The organism is Stenotrophomonas sp. Ste96, assembly GCF_024519495.1.
Taxonomy (GTDB): domain Bacteria; phylum Pseudomonadota; class Gammaproteobacteria; order Xanthomonadales; family Xanthomonadaceae; genus Stenotrophomonas; species Stenotrophomonas bentonitica_A.
The window spans coordinates 528,732-544,996 of the sequence record NZ_JALJRX010000003.1 but is presented as its reverse complement, the minus strand read 5'-3'; the positions used below and the strand labels follow the sequence as shown (position 1 = coordinate 544,996).

The window sequence follows — 16,265 nt, the reverse complement described above, 5'->3', positions numbered from 1 at the left end:
TTTCCCTCAATCGCCGAAGCGCATGTTCTTCAAACGCGCACCCAACACCTCGGCGGCAGAGCGCACCTCAGATTCGGGCGCTTTGCGCTCGATGAAGGCCAGCATGTCCACCAGCAGCGAGCGGACTTCCAGGAAGTCAGCCATCTCGGCTCGCAGTTGCTCAACGATGACCTGCGCTTCGGTGTCCTTGAGCAGCTGTTGCAATGCGATGATGAGCTGACCCAGCCGCGTCACGCCGATCTCGGTAGCATCTGTCAGATCGCGCGAAGCGTATTCGCTGACGCGCTTGAGGCGTGCGTTGTTGGGGCGCATGTCGCCCATCACGCGGCTGTAGTCCGTCACGCGGAACGCCTTGGCGAAGTTCTGATAGTTGTCCAGCTTGGACGTGCCTGCGGTTTCCATGTCCATCATCCGCAGTACAAAGCGTTCGATGCCAGTGAGGCGCCCCCACGCGTCGGCGGTGAGGCCCTCTGGAACGAGCAGGCTGGATGCGGTTTCCGCTGCCTGCTGGACGATTTCGTCCACCACAGTGACTTCACCCCGTGCGCGGGGGCGCAGAGCGAAGGTGGTGACGTCCTCGTCGCCGATGCGTGTGTAGGCGGTCAGCACCTTGAGGGCTGCCGCATACCCGGCCATCTGCAAATCGGAGTCTCCCCACACCGGCTCACCGTGGTGGGCGGCCACAGTGTCGTTCAGATGCATCATGGTTTCGATCTGCCGCGCCACTTCCTGCCGAACGGCGGGCAACAGACGCTGCTTGAAACCAGTACGCTCGCCAGCCGCGCGCTTCTTGAGCATCAGGATGACGGTGCCTTGGACAAAGCTCCCCTTCTTGATAGCTGCATTGGTTTCCGTCGCGATGTACCACGCCGCCACAACTTGCAGGCCCGCAGCCCAGAAGATGCCGATTAGGTCGCCCCAGACGGCGGTGTCCTGATGGGTAAACATCACGCACTGCATGCCGTTGTCAGGCATGTGATCGGCCATTGCTTTGTAGGCGGCAGCCATGCCACGTCGAAACTCGTCGTCTGACCCCTTGATCGCCAGTGCGCGGCGCGAATCCCACACCCAGTCATCGAAGGGTTGGGGTGGGTTCTTGCGCAACCAGGCAATGAAGTACTCGGTGATCTCGTGGTAGTTCACCGCATCCGCATAGGGTGGATCGGTGATCCAGATATCAGCGTCGTCTTCAAGCTTGGCTGCATCACGGCACTTGATCGACCGGCGAGTCTCTGGAAGCGGACTGTTGGCAAAGCCGAACGACCGGCCTGCTTCGTGGCTGAAAAAGCAACGGATGCCGTAGTTGTAGAACGTGTTCAACGCTTGGTTGTAGAAGACGTTGTTGGTCTTCTCCCAATGGTTCATCCAGTTGGCGATCCGGGAGTTCCAATCCAGCGACTTGGCGTTGAATACGTAGTCTTCCGGCGTGCGATGCTGGAAGTAGCGCGAGATCAAAAGCAGCTGCCGCGCATTGAACAAATGGTGCCAGTGTGTCCAACCGCGTTCACGGAATAGACGGGTCGTTTCGTCCCCGTGTTCGATGGCCATATCCGGAACCAGTCCTTCATCCTGCCACTGGCTCAGGTTCGCAGCGACGAGCGTTTCCACGCGGCGCTCAGATTCCCAATCGGCGTCAGTCGGGGCGGCAAACCAAGTTTCCTGCCGGGACTTGGTGAGCGAGTCCTTAGCGATCCAGTGAATGGCGTAGAGCCGCTCCTGAAAAACATCATCAGGGCGCGGCTTGAAATCGTTCTTCTCCCAACGACGTAAGCGATTGCCCGTGCTGCCATCGGAATTCCGATAGTCGCCGCGCAGCGTCTTGATGGGCGTGCGATAGGTCTTTCCGTCCAACGTATAGACCATGTCGCCGTCTTGCACCGTACCCTGATCAGCAGCCGCTGCTTCCTTGTCCGAAACGCCACTGACAATCTCGATGTCGAATCGCTTGTTGCCGTGATCCGGCTTCAGGCGAGCGATGATGTTCCGGCCCTTGGAGATCACCCACGATGGGGACAGAGGAACCATCCATCCCGTTTCCGGGCAACGGGCTTCTACGCAATAAAGATAAGACTTGGCGCGATTGCCTTGCTTGTCGTGCTCGATGCCCAGCTTCGTGATCTCCGCATCCACCGACTTGGCAACACGTTCCTGTGACTTCTCGATTTCTACGCGTCGCTCCGGGCTTGAACCAATGATGTTCAATGCGCCCCAAGTCAGCATGCAGGCGATGGGGTTGAGGTCGGAGGCATACACGTCGCAGCCGATGCGCGCAGCCTCAAAAGGGATGGAGCCGCCGCCGCTAAATGTGTCGCCCACGCGGGCGCGGTGGCCGTAACGCAAGACGCCCAGCTGTTCCACCAGCTCGGGCAAGGACCGCACGCTTAAACCGAGATGAGCGTAGTGACGGTTGACCTCTGCCCACACCGGAGCGAAGAGCCAGTCTTGATCCAGTTCTTCCGGGCGTTTGCTGATACTGGCCTTTTCTTCGTAACCAGACAGGGTGGCCAGCGCCTGGCGGTACAGCACCAGCTTGTCGTCATCGGTGATGTCGCGTCGCCAACCACGTCCGCCAAAGTAGCGCTCCGGGTCCGAGATAGGGATCATCTCCTGGAGCTTGGACACCGAGAACGCGTTGGCCGCCAATGCCCGTCGGGCCAATCCTTCATCGTCGAACGCCATGAGCTTTTCGAAGATGGCGAGATCGGCTTCCGCGTCGTCAGTGGGCGGTAGCAGAGTGCCAAGCACGATGGCTCGCACCAAGATCAGTGGCTTGCGACCCTTCCAGTAGGAGCCCAGCCCGGTCAGGGTTTGGCCAAGATTTGCCTTCCGCTCCTTTTGTGCCTCGAACGACACTTTCTGGGCGGGAAAAACCGTCTCGATCAGCGCGGGCGCATCTTTCAAGGCCAAAGGCGTGAGGGTGGTTGTTGTTTGCTGCATTCTTTAATGAATCCTCAATGGGCCGAAGCCGCGTCCGGTGACAGCCAGCCGTGGGAACGCAGCCGTTCTTCGGCAATGGCAAGCTGGCGCGGGGTGAACTGCTGCTTGCGTGCGTTCCAGCTATAGACCTGACGTTCTACGCTTTCGTGCTGTGTGGCACCCTCGCGGCTCATCACCCAATGCACTGTGGCCAGGAGTTCTAGCCCGTAAGGTGACTCGAAGCCCTCGACCAGCTTGGTTACGCGCTCGAAACGGGCGCGGCTGATGTCGTGTTGATCCAAATAGTCCTTGGCGTCCTCAACCGCACCGGGCACCAGCGTGAGCGGCTTGTCCGGCGCATCGCCGCCGTCGGCGTAACCCGCGATCAAATGACCTTCCACCGCCTTCAGCACATGCCGAAGGTTCTCGGCGTAAGGGCCGTAGTGATGCTTGACGTACTGGAGACGCAGCGGCTCGCCTGCTTCCTGCATGAAGTACATCAGCTTGTGGACTTCCAGCAGGGTGACAAAGGGGTCAAGCAGGCCGCCAAGATAGCGCTGCATCAGTTCCACCAAGGCTGCGCGACCCGCTGTCATTTTGGGCACCTCGCGCACATGCGCCATCTTGTCGGTGGCCGGGGCTCCCTTGGGCTCAAACACCAGCACGCGTACGTCGGCAAGCTCTGCCAGGGCGCGCTCGATGCGTGGGCGCACCTCGTTCCAGTCCAGCCCACCCAGGCCTGCGCCCAGCGGCGGGATGGCGATGGAGCGGATGCCCTTGTCGCGGATGACATTGACCAGATCGACAAGGCCCGCATCGATGTCTTCAATACGGCTTTTGCCGCGCCAGTGGCGCTTGGTCGGAAAGTTGATGATGACGCGCGGCAGAGTGAGCTGGCCCGTCTCAAAAACGAACATGCGACCCGGCTGCACGGCTTCTCGCTTGCAGGCGGCCTCGTAAGCCTTGAAGTTTTCGGGGTAGACGTTCTTGAACTGCAAGGCGATGCCGCGCCCCATCACGCCGACGCAATTGACAGTGTTGACCAGTGCGTCGGCCTCACACTGGAGGATGTCGCCCGAGGTGTACTCGATCATGGCTGTGCTCCTCTCATTCAGTAATACCAGTCCGGGCGCACTTCGACCGGAGGCCGGTGTCCGTGCGCCGGAAGGGCGTTGACGACTTGTCGATAGACCGTGGCAGACTGCACGCCGATGCGTTCGATAAGGTGCCACGGAAAATGTTGCTCCAACAAGAACTCGGCTTGTTTGCCTTCTTTCAGGCCGCCACTCCAGTTGTTCGCCTGCACCGCCGCCCAGTTGATTTCACCAAGACGCGCCCAGTCATTGCGGTCTTCAAAAAAATACGATCCGGCGTTTGATAGCGTGAAGGCCCAGCGAGCGGGTTGCGCGTTGGCCCAGGCCACAACTGCGCCCAAATCCGCCTGCAAGTGGATTATGGGTTCCTGACCACCTTGATAGGCCAGTTCTGCATTGCGCCGGTGGATCAAATACAGCATCACGGAGCGCGGACAGAAGTAAAACGGCACGCAGGCACCGACGAACAAGCCGGGGTGGCTGGCAAGTTGAAGCTCGGTCAGACGGCGCTGTTTGATGTGGGTCATGCCTACCATCGTTCCGCCCAGCGCCTGCGCTTGAACCAGCGCATCCGACAAAAGCCCGCCCGTCGCCACGATGGATGACAGACGATCCACATGGGCAATGTGATAAATCTTCGGCTGCTGGGGCACGGGCACGGCGTTCATGGCGCGTCTTCCCCGAACAGGCCCAAGGAGATCTGGACAGCGTCTTGTTCCGACTTGCCACGCCGCGCACGCGGTGCCAGCAGTTCGCTCTGCGCCACATCGCCCAAGGCGTGTTTGAGCGCTGCGCGCCAGCCCTTGCCCCCATCCATCACCCCGCCGGTGCTCGTGGCCGTCATGCCAAACAGCCACCAGCGTTCCTCCGGGCGCAGCGCCAACCAGTTGCGCACGGCGACTGGAATCTTCTCCATCTCCATCTGCTCGACGGCCCAGGCCAGTACGCACAATTCCTTGCCGAGCAAGCGATCCACAGGGTTGTCGCCGACCTTCCACGTACCGGGCTTGATGCCATGCGCGGCCAGACGAGCGTTGAAGGCTCGTTGAACTTCGGCGCGGATGGCGGTCCAGCGAGGTCGATCCAGCAAAACGCGGTCAATCACCGCGTTGTCGTTGCTTGCTGACTGCAAGCCGAGGTGTTCACTGATCTGAACTTTGCCCGTGCTTGCCTTGGGAATAACGACCTTGAAGTGATGAGGATCAGAAGTTGCAGGCACGCCAAAACCCAGCGTGTGCAGCACTTGCGCACGCGCCTTGGGCGATGGTGTGTTACCTGCGGCTTTAGCCATCCTCATTCCTCCTGATTGATGTCGCCCGGCTTGAGCTCGATTCCGGCGAGCTTGGCGAACTCTTTGAGTGCAAAGCCGGTATCGAAGGCGATGCCGTCGGCGATGGCAATGTTGAGTGGGGCGTCAGGCTCCTTGAGCACGTCGCGCAGGCTGTTGACGACGCCTTCGATGATGGCGGCGGTGACTTCTCGCTCCTGGAAGCGCACGGTTACGGTGTTCTCGCCCTCACCGATTTCGCAGCGCACACCCTTGAAACGCGTGCCAGGCTGATCGCGGAAACGGTTGATGACGCTGAAGACGCGGTCGGTCGTGTCGAGAGCAACACGCTTGCTTTGCAGGCGTGCAGGCTTGCTGTCGACGATCTGTACCGTCTTGTCGCCGCTGGCGGGGATCTGGAAGTCCGCCGTCTTGTTAGCCTCGCCCGCGCGGGCGAACACCAGCAGGCGGCAGCTCGCGGAACCGATCTCGAACGGCGCGTCGTAGCGGGTGCCGTCCTTGGGATTGGAGCCGTCCAGGGTATAGAAGATGTCGGCGTGCGGTGTAGCTGCCAGGGTGACGCGGCGCTTGTCCGCCGCAGGCTCGATCTGATGACGAATCTTGAGATCGGCCAGCCAGCGAGTGGCGGGGCCGCTTTCGTAGCGCCCGGTGGGCTCCTTCACCATGAAGTAGACCGTGCCCTCGCCGGTGGCGAAGTTATCCAGGTCTTCGACTTTGTTGTCCTTGTCGGAAACGTCGGGCTTGCTCGACCAATAGACGATGGGGCTGTCGCCCGCGTGGCGAGGCGTGAGGCTCAGAATCGTTTCGCCGGTGTCTGGCTTGACGTTGATGACCGAGACGTTGACGGTTGCCTTGTCCTTGGGGAACGGGCCCTTCTCGATGTAGCCATCCTCACCCAAACGCCAGCGGCCTTGCTTCAGGGCTTCGGTCTTGAGCGTATCGAGGCCGCTGGAACCCGGCATCCACGGCCAGATCGGCGAGCACTTGGCGCGGGTGGTGACATCCTTCCAAGGGGTGCGGCGGTTGTCCTTGCCGGACGGCCACAGGTACTCCTCGGCCTGCGCGAAGCATTCGTCGAAGTTGTCCTTGCCTAGCTCGGCTACGAGTTTGTAGTCGGCGCGCGGGCTAGCCAGCAGTTTTTCGATCTGCGCCTCGGCGGACTGATCGCCCTGGCCAAGCTTGAGGCCCTGATCAATAGTGACTCCAGCCAAGACGTCACGCCCATCCACCGGGTCGTTGGCTGGGAAATAAATCCGGTTGTAGGCTGCCGACAGGGCCTTGCTGAAGCGATCCTCGGATTCCTCGAAGCGGTCGCGGGCCTCATCAAACAGAGTGTCACCGGGCTTTAGGCGTTTGTGGATTTGCTCGATGGCATACAACTCGCGCAACCGTTCCTCAACTGCGTCGGCTAACAGGCTGTCCTGGCCGCTCAGCACCAGCAGGTTATTCTTCTCCTGCTGGTAATCGAAGAAGTTTTGCAATTCGCTCGGCGGCACCTTGCCATCCGGCTTGATAACGATCAGCGTGCGCGGGCCACCGAGCTTGAGTTCATCCAGCCGGGGCAGTACCTGCACGGCCTGATAGGCGATCTTGCTGACCGGGGCAAGGATGCCCGAGAGGCGATTGATGAGCGCCTGATCGACCTTGGGTTGCGGTACTTCCTTGGCGTTGCGCTCGATCTGGCGCGAGAGATTCTCGGTTTCCTTGATGAAGAAGCGTTGCTCTTCACGGTGGAGGTACCACGCCGATTCGCGTAGGCGCTGCAATGCCTGCAGGAACTCATCGGGCTTGCGTTGCGGCGCAGCCAGGAACTCGATCAACTCGCTTTCGGAGAGGCCGATACGGCCACCGACAGCACGCGACAGGCTGGACGACAGCAGCAAGGTCATAACCTGCTGCGCGGCATCGTCTGCCAGTTCGATATCGATATGCTCGGCGATGGCGTTGCCCGCATCTGCGATATCGCGCGTCACAGCCGGCATCAGCTTGGGCGCAATACGCTCGATCTCGTCCTTGACCTGCTCGTCGTTCAAGTTCAGGTGCTGTGTGCCGATCAGGAAGACATCGTCGGCTTCGCGCTCACTCACACTCTTGAGCAAGCGTGCGGTGAACTGCATCAGGCCACGGGTCTGGCGGAAGCCTTCGTTCTCTTTGAACAGCGCGACAAGGTGCTTGAAGGACGGGTGGAAGGGATAGGTTTCCCTGACCTGCTCGGCGATTTGCTCGATGCTGCTGGCGACTATATAGCCGCCATCCTCGGCCTTCTTGATCTGCTGCGCGTACTCCTCCGCAATGTCGGAGATGACGCGTTCGTCCGGCAGTTCGTCGATGAGACGCTTCTTCAGGATCTCGTAGATTTCGTTGCCCGCCAGTTGCACAGGCGTGATGGTCATCGCCTGGCGGCGGGTTTCCTGCTGCAGGTTGGAGATGGCATCAGCCAAGGCCTTTGTCTGAGCCTTGTAACTGCCCGAGAGGTTTGCAACCACGATGGCGCAATTAGGCAGTTCTAGCGCAGCACTCATCAGGCTGGAGAGGCTGTAGACCGCCATGTTGGCAAGCGTGCCTTGGCCAAACACCTGAGTGCTGGCGTTGTCCAGATAGGGCGGCAGTTCATCGAGCAAGATCAGCGTCGGCTTGTCGCCGATGATTTCTTTCCACTGACGCTGATCGACGGCCTTGGGGCCGTTCGCCCAATAGGGCTTGATGGCTTCTGCAGCTCCAAGTTGGGTGGCGATCTCGCCCCAGATGAAGTTGTCGGGGTTGTTGCGACCGTTGAACGCAGCAATACGCGCTTGGCCAAACTCGATGCGCGAGGCCAGATCCGCAGGCAGAACATCCTTGCGCAGATGCGAATGGCGGGCGAGCAAGCCCAGCGCGATCATCATGTGCGTTTTACCGCCACCCATCGCTTGGGTCAGCTCGAAGACGGCCTGGTCGGACTTGCCGGAAAGTCGCAGCAGAGCTTCGCGGAAGAGCTGATCCATGCCGTGGGTGACGAAGTTACGCGAGAAGAACTCGCTGCCATCACCAGCATCATTGATGAGGTCTGCGAGGTTCTCGATGCCCTGAGCCATTCGATAGTCACGGATGACGGGATTGAACCGGCAGGCCTGCTTGACAGTCTTGATCATGAATGCACTCCGTTGCTGTTTGGTTTTCCGACCGAGCGCACTACATCAATGCCATGTCGCTCGCAGTGGCTGCGTATAAGTACTTCGATCATGTTCGCAATCGATCGATGCTCATGCTCAGCCGCAACTCGAAGAGCCTCCTTCAAGTCTGGATCGATCCGAAGTGTCAGTGTGGCAGTCTTGGACGTGGCCATAGCCCCCCAGGGCGGCTGCATATGTACTGCAGCTTACAGTACCAAAATGTCAGCTAATTTTGTCAGCATCGTCTAGCTGCTGCCATTCATCTGAAGACAGCGAAGCCCATCGCAAGGCACACAGTGTCGTGAGCTGCCCAGTATTGCGATCTATGGCATGCAAACGTCCCTTTCAGCAAGGCAAACCATCTGCGCCAATTGCAGGCGTGGACACGTCCAGAATGATCCAGCAGCAGCCAGCTCCTTATGGCATACCAGATGGCATACCGGCCAAGCCGGAAATGAAAAAAGCCCTTGAAATTCAAGGGCTTAGTTCAAGTATCTGGCGGAGAGGGGGGGATTCGAACCCCCGAGGCGCTATAAACGCCTGCCTGATTTCGAGTCAGGTACATTCAACCGCTCTGCCACCTCTCCAGATGGTCCCGGCGAACCGGGACGCGAATGATACGGGTAGGACGCGCTGGCGACAAGTCATTGCGGGCAAAGAAGTGAATTTCTTCTGTATGGATGCCTTGCCGGATGTCCGGCGGGCCGCGATCATGCCGTTATCCCCCGCAATCCTTACCGGCACGCGCCTTCATGATCGAATTCGGACACCTGACCCACCCCGGCCTGCGCCGTGACCTCAATGAGGATACGTATTACGGCGATGGCGAACTGGCGCTGTGGCTGGTCGCCGATGGCATGGGCGGGCACGCCTGTGGCGAGGTGGCCAGTGCGCTGGCGCGCGAGACCATCGTGCGCGAGATCCGCCGCGGGGCGACGCTGGCGCATGCCATCCGGATCGCCGATGAGGAAATCATCCGTACCTCGCGCCGCCGCAATGACAGCCTGCCAATGGGCACGACGGTGGTGGCCGCGCGGGTCCAGGGCAATCGCTACGAGGTGGCATGGGTGGGCGACAGCCGCGCGTACCTGTGGCGCGACGGCAAGCTGGCCCAGTTGAGTCAGGATCACAGCGTGGTCCAGGAGCTGGTCGCGCAGGGCAATCTGACCGCCGAACAGGCACGCGCGCACCCGCACCGCAATGTGGTGACCCAGGCGCTGGGCGTGACCGATCCGGCGCACCTGAATGTGGCGACCACCACCGGTGAGCTGCGCCCGGGCATGCAGCTGCTGCTGTGCAGTGATGGGCTCACCGAGGAAGTCGAGGACAAGGGCATTGCCCGTACCCTCGCCTTCGACGATGCCAGTGCGCAGGAATGCGTGGATACCCTGGTCGCCGCCGCGCTGGATGGCGGCGGCTCGGACAACATCACCGTGATCCTGGTGCGGTGCCATTGAGGCAGGCATCCCGACCAACGGTCGGGATCTACCGCCGGGGTCGGGCCATCAGGCGCTGACCGCTTCCACCGCTTCAGGCTCACCATCCCAGATCGCGCGGCCGGCCTTCTTGCGCAGCTTGGCCAGGCGCGCTTCGTGTGCTTCCAGCTCCGAGGCGGTGGCGACCACGCGCGGGCGTGGCAGCAGGCGCGAGGTGTCGAAGGTCTGCACGCGGGCGCTGCCGGATTTGCGGTCGTCGGCCGCGCCGAAGCCGATTTCTTCCTGGCCCGAGGTCAGCGCGATGTACACATCGCCCAGGATCTGGGCATCGAGCAGGCCGCCGTGCAGCTGGCGGTGGGCGTTGTCCACGCCCAGGCGTCGGCACAGCGCGTCCAGCGAGTTGCGCTGGCCGGGAAAGCGCTCACGCGCCATCTTCAGCGTATCGATCACCGTGCAGCGGTCGGTGATCTTGCCGTAGTGGTCGCCAAGCAGCGACAGTTCGTTGTCCAGGAAGCCCAGATCGAACGCCGCGTTGTGGATGATCAGCTCGGCGCCGTCGATGTAGGCCAGGAACTCGTCGACGACCTGGCCGAAGTCCGGCTTGTCGGCCAGGAATTCCAGGGTCAGGCCGGTGACTTCCTGCGCGCCCTGCTCGAACTCGCAGTCCGGCTTGAGGTACTGGTGGTAGTTGTTGCCACTGGGGCGGCGCTCGAGCAGTTCCACACAGCCGATTTCGACGATGCGGTTGCCCTTCCGCCACTCCAGGCCGGTGGTTTCGGTATCAAGGATGATCTGACGCATGGGCTCAGTGTACCGGGCCGGCGGCACGGATCCGGATCGCGGCGTCGCGCGCCAGCTGGTCCACGCGCTCATTGTCCGGATCGCCGGAATGCCCCTTGACCCAGCGCCAGTCGATGGTGTGCTTGAGCGTGGCCGCGTGCAGGCGCTCCCACAGCTCGCGGTTCTTGACCGGCGAGCCGCCCGCGGTTTTCCAGTTCTTGCGGATCCAGCCGGGCATCCACTCGGTCAGGCCTTGGCGTACGTACTGCGAATCGGTGTACAGCACGATGTTGCATGGCTCGGTGAGCGCTTCCAGCCCCGAGATGGCCGCCATCAGTTCCATGCGGTTGTTGGTGGTATGCGCTTCACCACCGCTCAGCTCACGCTCGTGCGCGTTGTAGCGCAGCAACGCCGCCCAGCCGCCCGGGCCGGGATTGCCGAGGCAGGAACCGTCGGTGTGGATTTCTATCGTCTTCATTCCATTCCAGATCAGGTGGCCACGGTCCCGTGCCAGCGTGGCAGGGCCACGGGCGTCGGTCCCGGCAGGGCCAGAGTGCGTTTTTCAGCGGTGAACAGGCAGGCCGCGCGCAGTGGAGCGAGGTCGCGCCGGGCCGGCGAGCGGTCGCGCCACATCGGGCCGAGGTAGTGCAGGTCTTCGCAGCTCAGACCGGCCTGCGTGAGAGTGTGGCGCAGCCGCTGCGGGCTGCGCACCACCAGCCCGTGGTGGCGCCACTGCCGGCGGTACGGGCTGAACGGGTTGAGCGTGGACAACCACAGGCGGCCGCCCGGCATCAGCACCCGCGCGCACTCGTCGATCAGCTGCTCGGCATCGCGCGCGGTGACGTGCTGCAGGATGATCGCGTTGACGCTCTCGTCCGGCAGCGGCAACGGCAGCCCGCAGTGCACGTCCCCGGCGTAGCTTGCCCCGTCGCGGAACAGCCGCAGGCCGCGACCGGGCAGCTCGACGCGCTCCAGCCAGCCGGGCGTCGGTGCCACCCACAGCCAGGGGTTCACCGGGCGCTCGGCGAGCAGGCTGCGCAACCGCTCGGATTCCAGACGGCACAAGGCGTGTGCCGGTTCAGTATCAAACCAGGATGCGACTGTCGCTTGACGGGAGCTCGGCGCGGGGGGCATGGTCCAATTCTATGCGACTGACCGCCCTACCCGCGTTTGCGGACAATTACATCTGGGCGCTGGTCGCCGACGACGGCCGCGCCGTGGTCATCGACCCCGGCCAGGCCGACCCCGTTCTGGCTGCCGCAGCGCAGCAGGGATGGGTTCCCCACAGCATTCTGCTGACCCATCACCACGATGATCACATCGGCGGCGTGGCAGAACTGCAGGCGCGTTTTCCGGCGGTGGAGGTTTACGCGCCAGAAGAACCGCGCATCCAGGTGGCCGCCCATCGGGTCGCTGAAGGTGAATGCGTTCAGGCATTGGGGCTGGGGTTCCACGTAGTATCCGTGCCCGGGCACACCCGGAGCCATATCGCGTTTCACACCGCTGAACACCTTTTCAGTGGCGATGCGTTGTTCAGCCTGGGCTGTGGGCGCATGTTCGAAGGTACGCCTCCCCAGCTTCTGGCATCCCTGCGGAAGCTGGCGTCCCTGCCAGCGCAACTGATGGTCTGTTGCGCCCACGAGTACACCCTGTCCAATGCCGTCTTCGCGCGGCATGTAGACCCCACCAACGCTGCGCTGTCGCAGCGCCATGAGGAGGCCTTGGCCATGCGCCGCGATGACCTGCCCACGCTGCCGGTTTCACTGGCAAGCGAGCTGGAATGCAATCCGTTCCTGCGTACGAGTACCCCCGCCATCCAGGCGGCCGTCAGCGCCCATCTCGGGCGTCCCGTTACCGATGAAGTCGATGTTGTCGCAGGGCTGCGACACTGGAAAGACGGATTCCGAACATGAGTCGGCGATTGTTGCCGCTCGCGCTGGGCCTGGCGATCGCCGTGGCCGGCAGCGCGGGCGCCCAGTCGTTGACCGCCGGCATGTCGCAGAACGTGGCCGGCCTGTCCTCCCTCCCCCTGACCGCTGCGGCGCTGCCGCCGGCCTCGGTGCGCAACGGGCAGGACATCTTCGCCAGCTTCCGCGATGGCCTGGCTGAACCCACCTGCGACGCCGAGGCGACCAGCCCGCGCTGGCAGAAGCAGTTCGCGCATGCCCCCTCGCGCCTGGCCAACCAGGACGATGACGCCCTGGTGCTGTTCGGCTATGTGGTGGAAGAGCTGCGCAGATCCGACCTGCCGACCGAATTTGCGCTGATTCCCTTCGTGGAAAGCGGCTACCGGCCCAACGCCCGCAACGGCGGCGGCCCGGCCGGCCTGTGGCAGTTCATCGCCACCACCGCCAAGAACCACCGCGTGCAGATGACCCCGGGCTACGACGGCCGCCTCTCGGCGGTGGATTCCACCCAGGCCGCGGTGCGTTACCTCAAGACCCTGCACGGCATGTTCGGCGGCGACTGGCGCCTGGCCACCATGGCCTACAACGCCGGCGAGTACCGGGTCCTGCAATCGCTGCGCAAGGCCGGCATGAACGCGCAGAACGCGCGTCCGGCCGAGTTGCCCGGCCTGTCGCCGGTCACCTATGCCTATGTCGAGAAGCTGCACGCCCTGGCCTGCGTGCTGGAAGACGCAGAAACCGAGCCAGCGGTGATGGCCTCGCTGGACCGCACCGTGCCCGTGCTGAAGGGGCATACCCTGCCGGCGGGCACCAGCGTCCAGCAGTGGGCCCAGCAGCGCGACCTGGATCCGGCCCGGATCGCCCGGCTCAACCCGGCCCTGGCCAGCGGCAAGGGCCGCCCGGCCGGCCAGGTGACGGTTCTGGCCCCGACCGCGCATGCGCCGGTGGATGCCAGCGCCAGCGTGGCCGCCATTGCGGTGGCTCCCAGCGCACCAGTGGATAGCCCGGCCGCCCGTACGGCGCCTGCGCCGGCCGCCACCCGCACGGTGGCCAGCGCGGATCGTCCGCGCAGCCGCCGCCACACCGTGCGCGATGGCGAATCGCCCTGGACCATCGCCCGCCGTTACGGGATGCCGTTGAAGGCCCTGCTGTCGCTCAATGGCCTCAGTGGCAGCAGTGTGCTCAAGCCGGGAGCGGTGTTGCGCGTCGAAGACTGAGCAGCGCCCACCCCCAACGCAAAAAGCCCGGCATCGCCGGGCTTTTTGTTGTCCAGCAGAAGCCGCCCCGGTTAGAGGTTGGCTTCTTCGGTCTGCACCTTGAAGTGCTTGCGCATCGCTTCCACGTAGGCCTTGGCGGCGGCCATGCCGTCGATCTGGCTCAGCTGCTCCTTGAGCTGCTGCTGCTGGGCGGCGTCCACTTCAGCAACGTTGCCCGGGGTGACCTTGGTCACCGCGTAGATCACGTAGCGGCCCTGCACGGCGACCTTGCCGTAGCTCGGCTTGCCTTCGGCGGGCAACGGCGCGCTGAACACGGCACGGTTGATCTCCGGGGTCGGCACCGGCTGGGTGCGCGGCAGGCCCGGCAGCGGGCTGATCTGCAGCTTCTCGCTGGTCGCCAGCGCCTGCAGGGTCTGACCGGCCTTCAGCTTGGCCAGCACGGCATCCACGGCCTTCTCCGACGCCTGGCGGGTGCGGTCGGCATGGATCGCGGCGATGACCTGCTCACGGGCCTTGTCCAGCGGCAGCGCCTGTTCCGGGCTGTGCTCGGTCACGCGGATCATCACGTTGTGGTTCGGACCCAGCTCGATCGGGTCGCTGACCGTGCCGTCCTGGGTCAGGATGTCGGAGAACGCCGCGCGCAGCACGGCCGGGTTGGCGGCGATGCCACTGGCGGTGGTGCGGGTGAACGGACCGATGGTCTGCACCGGCAGGCTCATGTCCTTGGCCGGACCTTCCAGCGAGGTCGGGTTCTTGTAGACCAGATCGACCAGGCGGCCGCTCAGCTCGGTGAACACACGGTCGGTGTCGGCCTTGAGCTGCTCGGCAGCCAGCTGGTCACGCACCTCGTCGAAGGAACGGCCTTCGCCGCCCTTGGTCTCGCGCAGCTTGAGCACGTGGAAACCGAAGTCGGTCTTGACCGGACCGGTCACCTCGCCCGCCTTCATGGCGAACAGGGCATCTTCGAACGGCTTGACCATCGCGCCGCGTTCCACCCAGCCCAGGTCACCACCAGTGTCCTTGGAACCGGGATCTTCGGAGTTGGCCTTGGCCAGTGCGGCGAAGTCGGCACCCGGTGCCTTGGCTTCGGCAGCCAGGCGGGTTGCCTTCTCTTCAGCCGCCTTGAGCTTGGCCGGATCGCTGCCATCGGCGGTGATCAGGATATGCGAGGCCAGACGCTGTTCCGGCGTGGCAAAGCGCGCCTTCTCATCGTCATAGCGCTTGCGCAGCGTGGCTTCGTCGGCGGCCGCCGGCGCAGGCAGGTTCGCGCCGTTGATTTCGACGTATTCCAGCGACACGGTTTCCGGCTGGCGGAAATCCTTGGTGTGGCTGTCATACCACTGCTTGATCTGTGCGTCGGTCACTTCGGCGGTGTCGGCCGGGGTTTCCGGCAGCGCGGCCAGTTCGACGTCACGCGTTTCACCGAGCAGCTTCATCAGGCGCTCGGCTTCGCTCTGGGTGGTGAACCCGGAACGCTGCAGGGCCGACGGAATGATCGACTGCTGGATGCTCTCGCGCACCAGCGCTTCGAACTGCGTCGGCGTGCGCGGCGGATTGCCGCTGGCCAGCGCGATGCGGTAGTTGTCCTGGTTGAACTTGCCGTCGGCACCGAGGAAGGCCGGGATCGAGGCGATGTACTCGCGCACGGCGGCATCGCCGATCACGATGCCGGACTGTTCGCCGGCCAGGCGCACGACCTGCTCATCGATCATCTGATCGAGCACGGCCAGCTTGCTCTCCGTGCTTTCGAACTGGCGCGGATCGAAGTCCTCGCCCTGCTCCTGGCGTGCCTGCTGGCGCGCCTGCTCGAAGCGCACGCGGAAATCGTTGGAGCTGATCTCATGGTGCTGCCACAGGAACGAGACCGGCCACCACGACGGGGCGGACTTCCACCAGGTCGGCGGTGCGGCCACTTTGGCCACGTTCTGCGAGCCGACGCCACCGAGGTAGCTGGAGTCGATCACGAACAGGAACGGAATCATCAGCAGCCCCAGGATCACGGTAACGATCCAGCCCGAGGTCTTGTCGCGAAGTTTCTGCAGCATGGGAAAAATCAAGGCCTGATTGGCGAGCCCGGCAGTGTAACCCGCTTCGCGGCAGGCTCCAAAAGTGCCCGCGCCGGCCCCTGCGCGCGATCTGCCCGGTGCCGCACCCACCGATCGCGGCGGGCAAACGGTGTGCGCCGCGCTGCCGAGCAATCTGCTGGATTGGAAACAAAAAAAAGCCCTTGGTTTTCACCAAGGGCTCTTCAAAGATTGGCGGAGCGGACGGGACTTGAACCCGCGACCTCCGGCGTGACAGGCCAGCATTCTAACCAGCTGAACTACCGCTCCGCACTTGAAACTTTGCAGGCCCTCATTCTATCCGAAGATATTCAGATTGCCCACCCCGAAGTGCTGCTTTTTTCGAGGTTTTTTTAAAACTGGCGGAGCGGACGGGACTTGAACCCGCGACCTCCGGCGTGACAGGCCAGCA

At 63.0% G+C, this 16,265-nt stretch carries 13 protein-coding genes and 2 tRNA genes; 3 read left to right on the top strand and 12 right to left on the bottom strand.

All coding sequences use genetic code 11. The annotated features are described in order from the left end of the window. Positions 1 to 6: 6 nt before the first annotated feature. The 7 genes from OC373_RS11875 to OC373_RS11845 form a co-directional block, all read right to left on the bottom strand. The gene (locus tag OC373_RS11875) at positions 7 to 2,937 is read right to left on the bottom strand and encodes an anti-phage-associated DUF1156 domain-containing protein (protein ID WP_261997740.1); all 2,931 of its coding nucleotides are present in this window, start codon (positions 2,935 to 2,937) and stop codon (positions 7 to 9) included. Between the two features lie 14 nt (positions 2,938 to 2,951). Further along, positions 2,952 to 4,010, bottom strand: a complete 1,059-nt coding sequence (locus OC373_RS11870; protein WP_261997739.1) for a macro domain-containing protein — start codon at positions 4,008 to 4,010, stop codon at positions 2,952 to 2,954. Positions 4,011 to 4,027: 17 nt separating this feature from the next. Beyond that, positions 4,028 to 4,678, bottom strand: a complete 651-nt coding sequence (locus tag OC373_RS11865; protein ID WP_261997738.1) for a DUF4433 domain-containing protein — start codon at positions 4,676 to 4,678, stop codon at positions 4,028 to 4,030. After that, complete coding sequence (locus OC373_RS11860; RefSeq protein ID WP_261997737.1) at positions 4,675 to 5,301, bottom strand: anti-phage-associated DUF3780 domain-containing protein; 627 nt, start codon at positions 5,299 to 5,301, stop codon at positions 4,675 to 4,677. Before OC373_RS11860 ends, OC373_RS11865 begins: the two co-directional genes overlap by 4 nt. A 2-nt stretch (positions 5,302 to 5,303) precedes the next feature. After that, positions 5,304 to 8,429 (bottom strand): anti-phage-associated DUF499 domain-containing protein, encoded by a 3,126-nt coding sequence (locus OC373_RS11855; RefSeq protein WP_261997736.1) that lies wholly within the window; start codon positions 8,427 to 8,429, stop codon positions 5,304 to 5,306. After that, on the bottom strand, positions 8,426 to 8,623 hold the full coding sequence (locus tag OC373_RS11850; protein WP_261997735.1) for a ribbon-helix-helix protein, CopG family: 198 nt from the start codon (positions 8,621 to 8,623) through the stop codon (positions 8,426 to 8,428). The genes OC373_RS11855 and OC373_RS11850 overlap by 4 nt, the downstream gene beginning before the upstream one ends. 323 nt (positions 8,624 to 8,946) lie before the next feature. Then, positions 8,947 to 9,037: transfer RNA gene (locus OC373_RS11845), tRNA-Ser, on the bottom strand. A 165-nt stretch (positions 9,038 to 9,202) separates the two neighbouring features. Here OC373_RS11845 and OC373_RS11840 point away from each other — a divergent pair. After that, positions 9,203 to 9,907 carry a protein phosphatase 2C domain-containing protein gene (locus OC373_RS11840; protein WP_019185793.1) on the top strand — a complete coding sequence of 235 codons (705 nt, stop codon included), beginning with the start codon at positions 9,203 to 9,205 and terminating at the stop codon, positions 9,905 to 9,907. Positions 9,908 to 9,955: 48 nt separating this feature from the next. Here the strand turns inward: OC373_RS11840 and dnaQ are convergent, their stop codons facing one another. The 3 genes from dnaQ to OC373_RS11825 are packed head-to-tail and all read right to left on the bottom strand — an operon-like array spanning position 9,956 to position 11,800. Continuing rightward, positions 9,956 to 10,687: a DNA polymerase III subunit epsilon gene (gene dnaQ / locus OC373_RS11835; protein ID WP_070426721.1), complete on the bottom strand. Its 732-nt coding sequence runs from the start codon at positions 10,685 to 10,687 to the stop codon at positions 9,956 to 9,958. 4 nt (positions 10,688 to 10,691) lie between these two features. Next, on the bottom strand, positions 10,692 to 11,144 hold the full coding sequence (gene rnhA, locus OC373_RS11830) for a ribonuclease HI (protein ID WP_019185795.1): 453 nt from the start codon (positions 11,142 to 11,144) through the stop codon (positions 10,692 to 10,694). An 11-nt stretch (positions 11,145 to 11,155) separates the two neighbouring features. Further along, entirely contained in the window at positions 11,156 to 11,800 is a 645-nt protein-coding gene (locus OC373_RS11825) for a class I SAM-dependent methyltransferase (protein ID WP_261997734.1), read from the bottom strand. An 11-nt stretch (positions 11,801 to 11,811) separates the two neighbouring features. Between OC373_RS11825 and gloB the strand changes: the two genes are divergently transcribed. Both gloB and OC373_RS11815 read left to right on the top strand, forming a co-directional pair. Next, positions 11,812 to 12,579, top strand: coding sequence for a hydroxyacylglutathione hydrolase (gloB, locus tag OC373_RS11820; RefSeq protein WP_102789541.1), 768 nt, complete (start codon positions 11,812 to 11,814; stop codon positions 12,577 to 12,579). After that, positions 12,576 to 13,790, top strand: a complete 1,215-nt coding sequence (locus tag OC373_RS11815) for a lytic transglycosylase domain-containing protein (RefSeq protein ID WP_070426718.1) — start codon at positions 12,576 to 12,578, stop codon at positions 13,788 to 13,790. The genes gloB and OC373_RS11815 overlap by 4 nt, the downstream gene beginning before the upstream one ends. 71 nt (positions 13,791 to 13,861) lie before the next feature. Here OC373_RS11815 and OC373_RS11810 read toward each other — a convergent pair whose 3' ends face one another. Continuing rightward, positions 13,862 to 15,835, bottom strand: a complete 1,974-nt coding sequence (locus OC373_RS11810) for a peptidyl-prolyl cis-trans isomerase (protein ID WP_070426717.1) — start codon at positions 15,833 to 15,835, stop codon at positions 13,862 to 13,864. A gap of 211 nt (positions 15,836 to 16,046) precedes the next feature. After that, positions 16,047 to 16,123 (bottom strand) — tRNA-Asp (locus tag OC373_RS11805). Positions 16,124 to 16,265 lie beyond the last annotated feature (142 nt).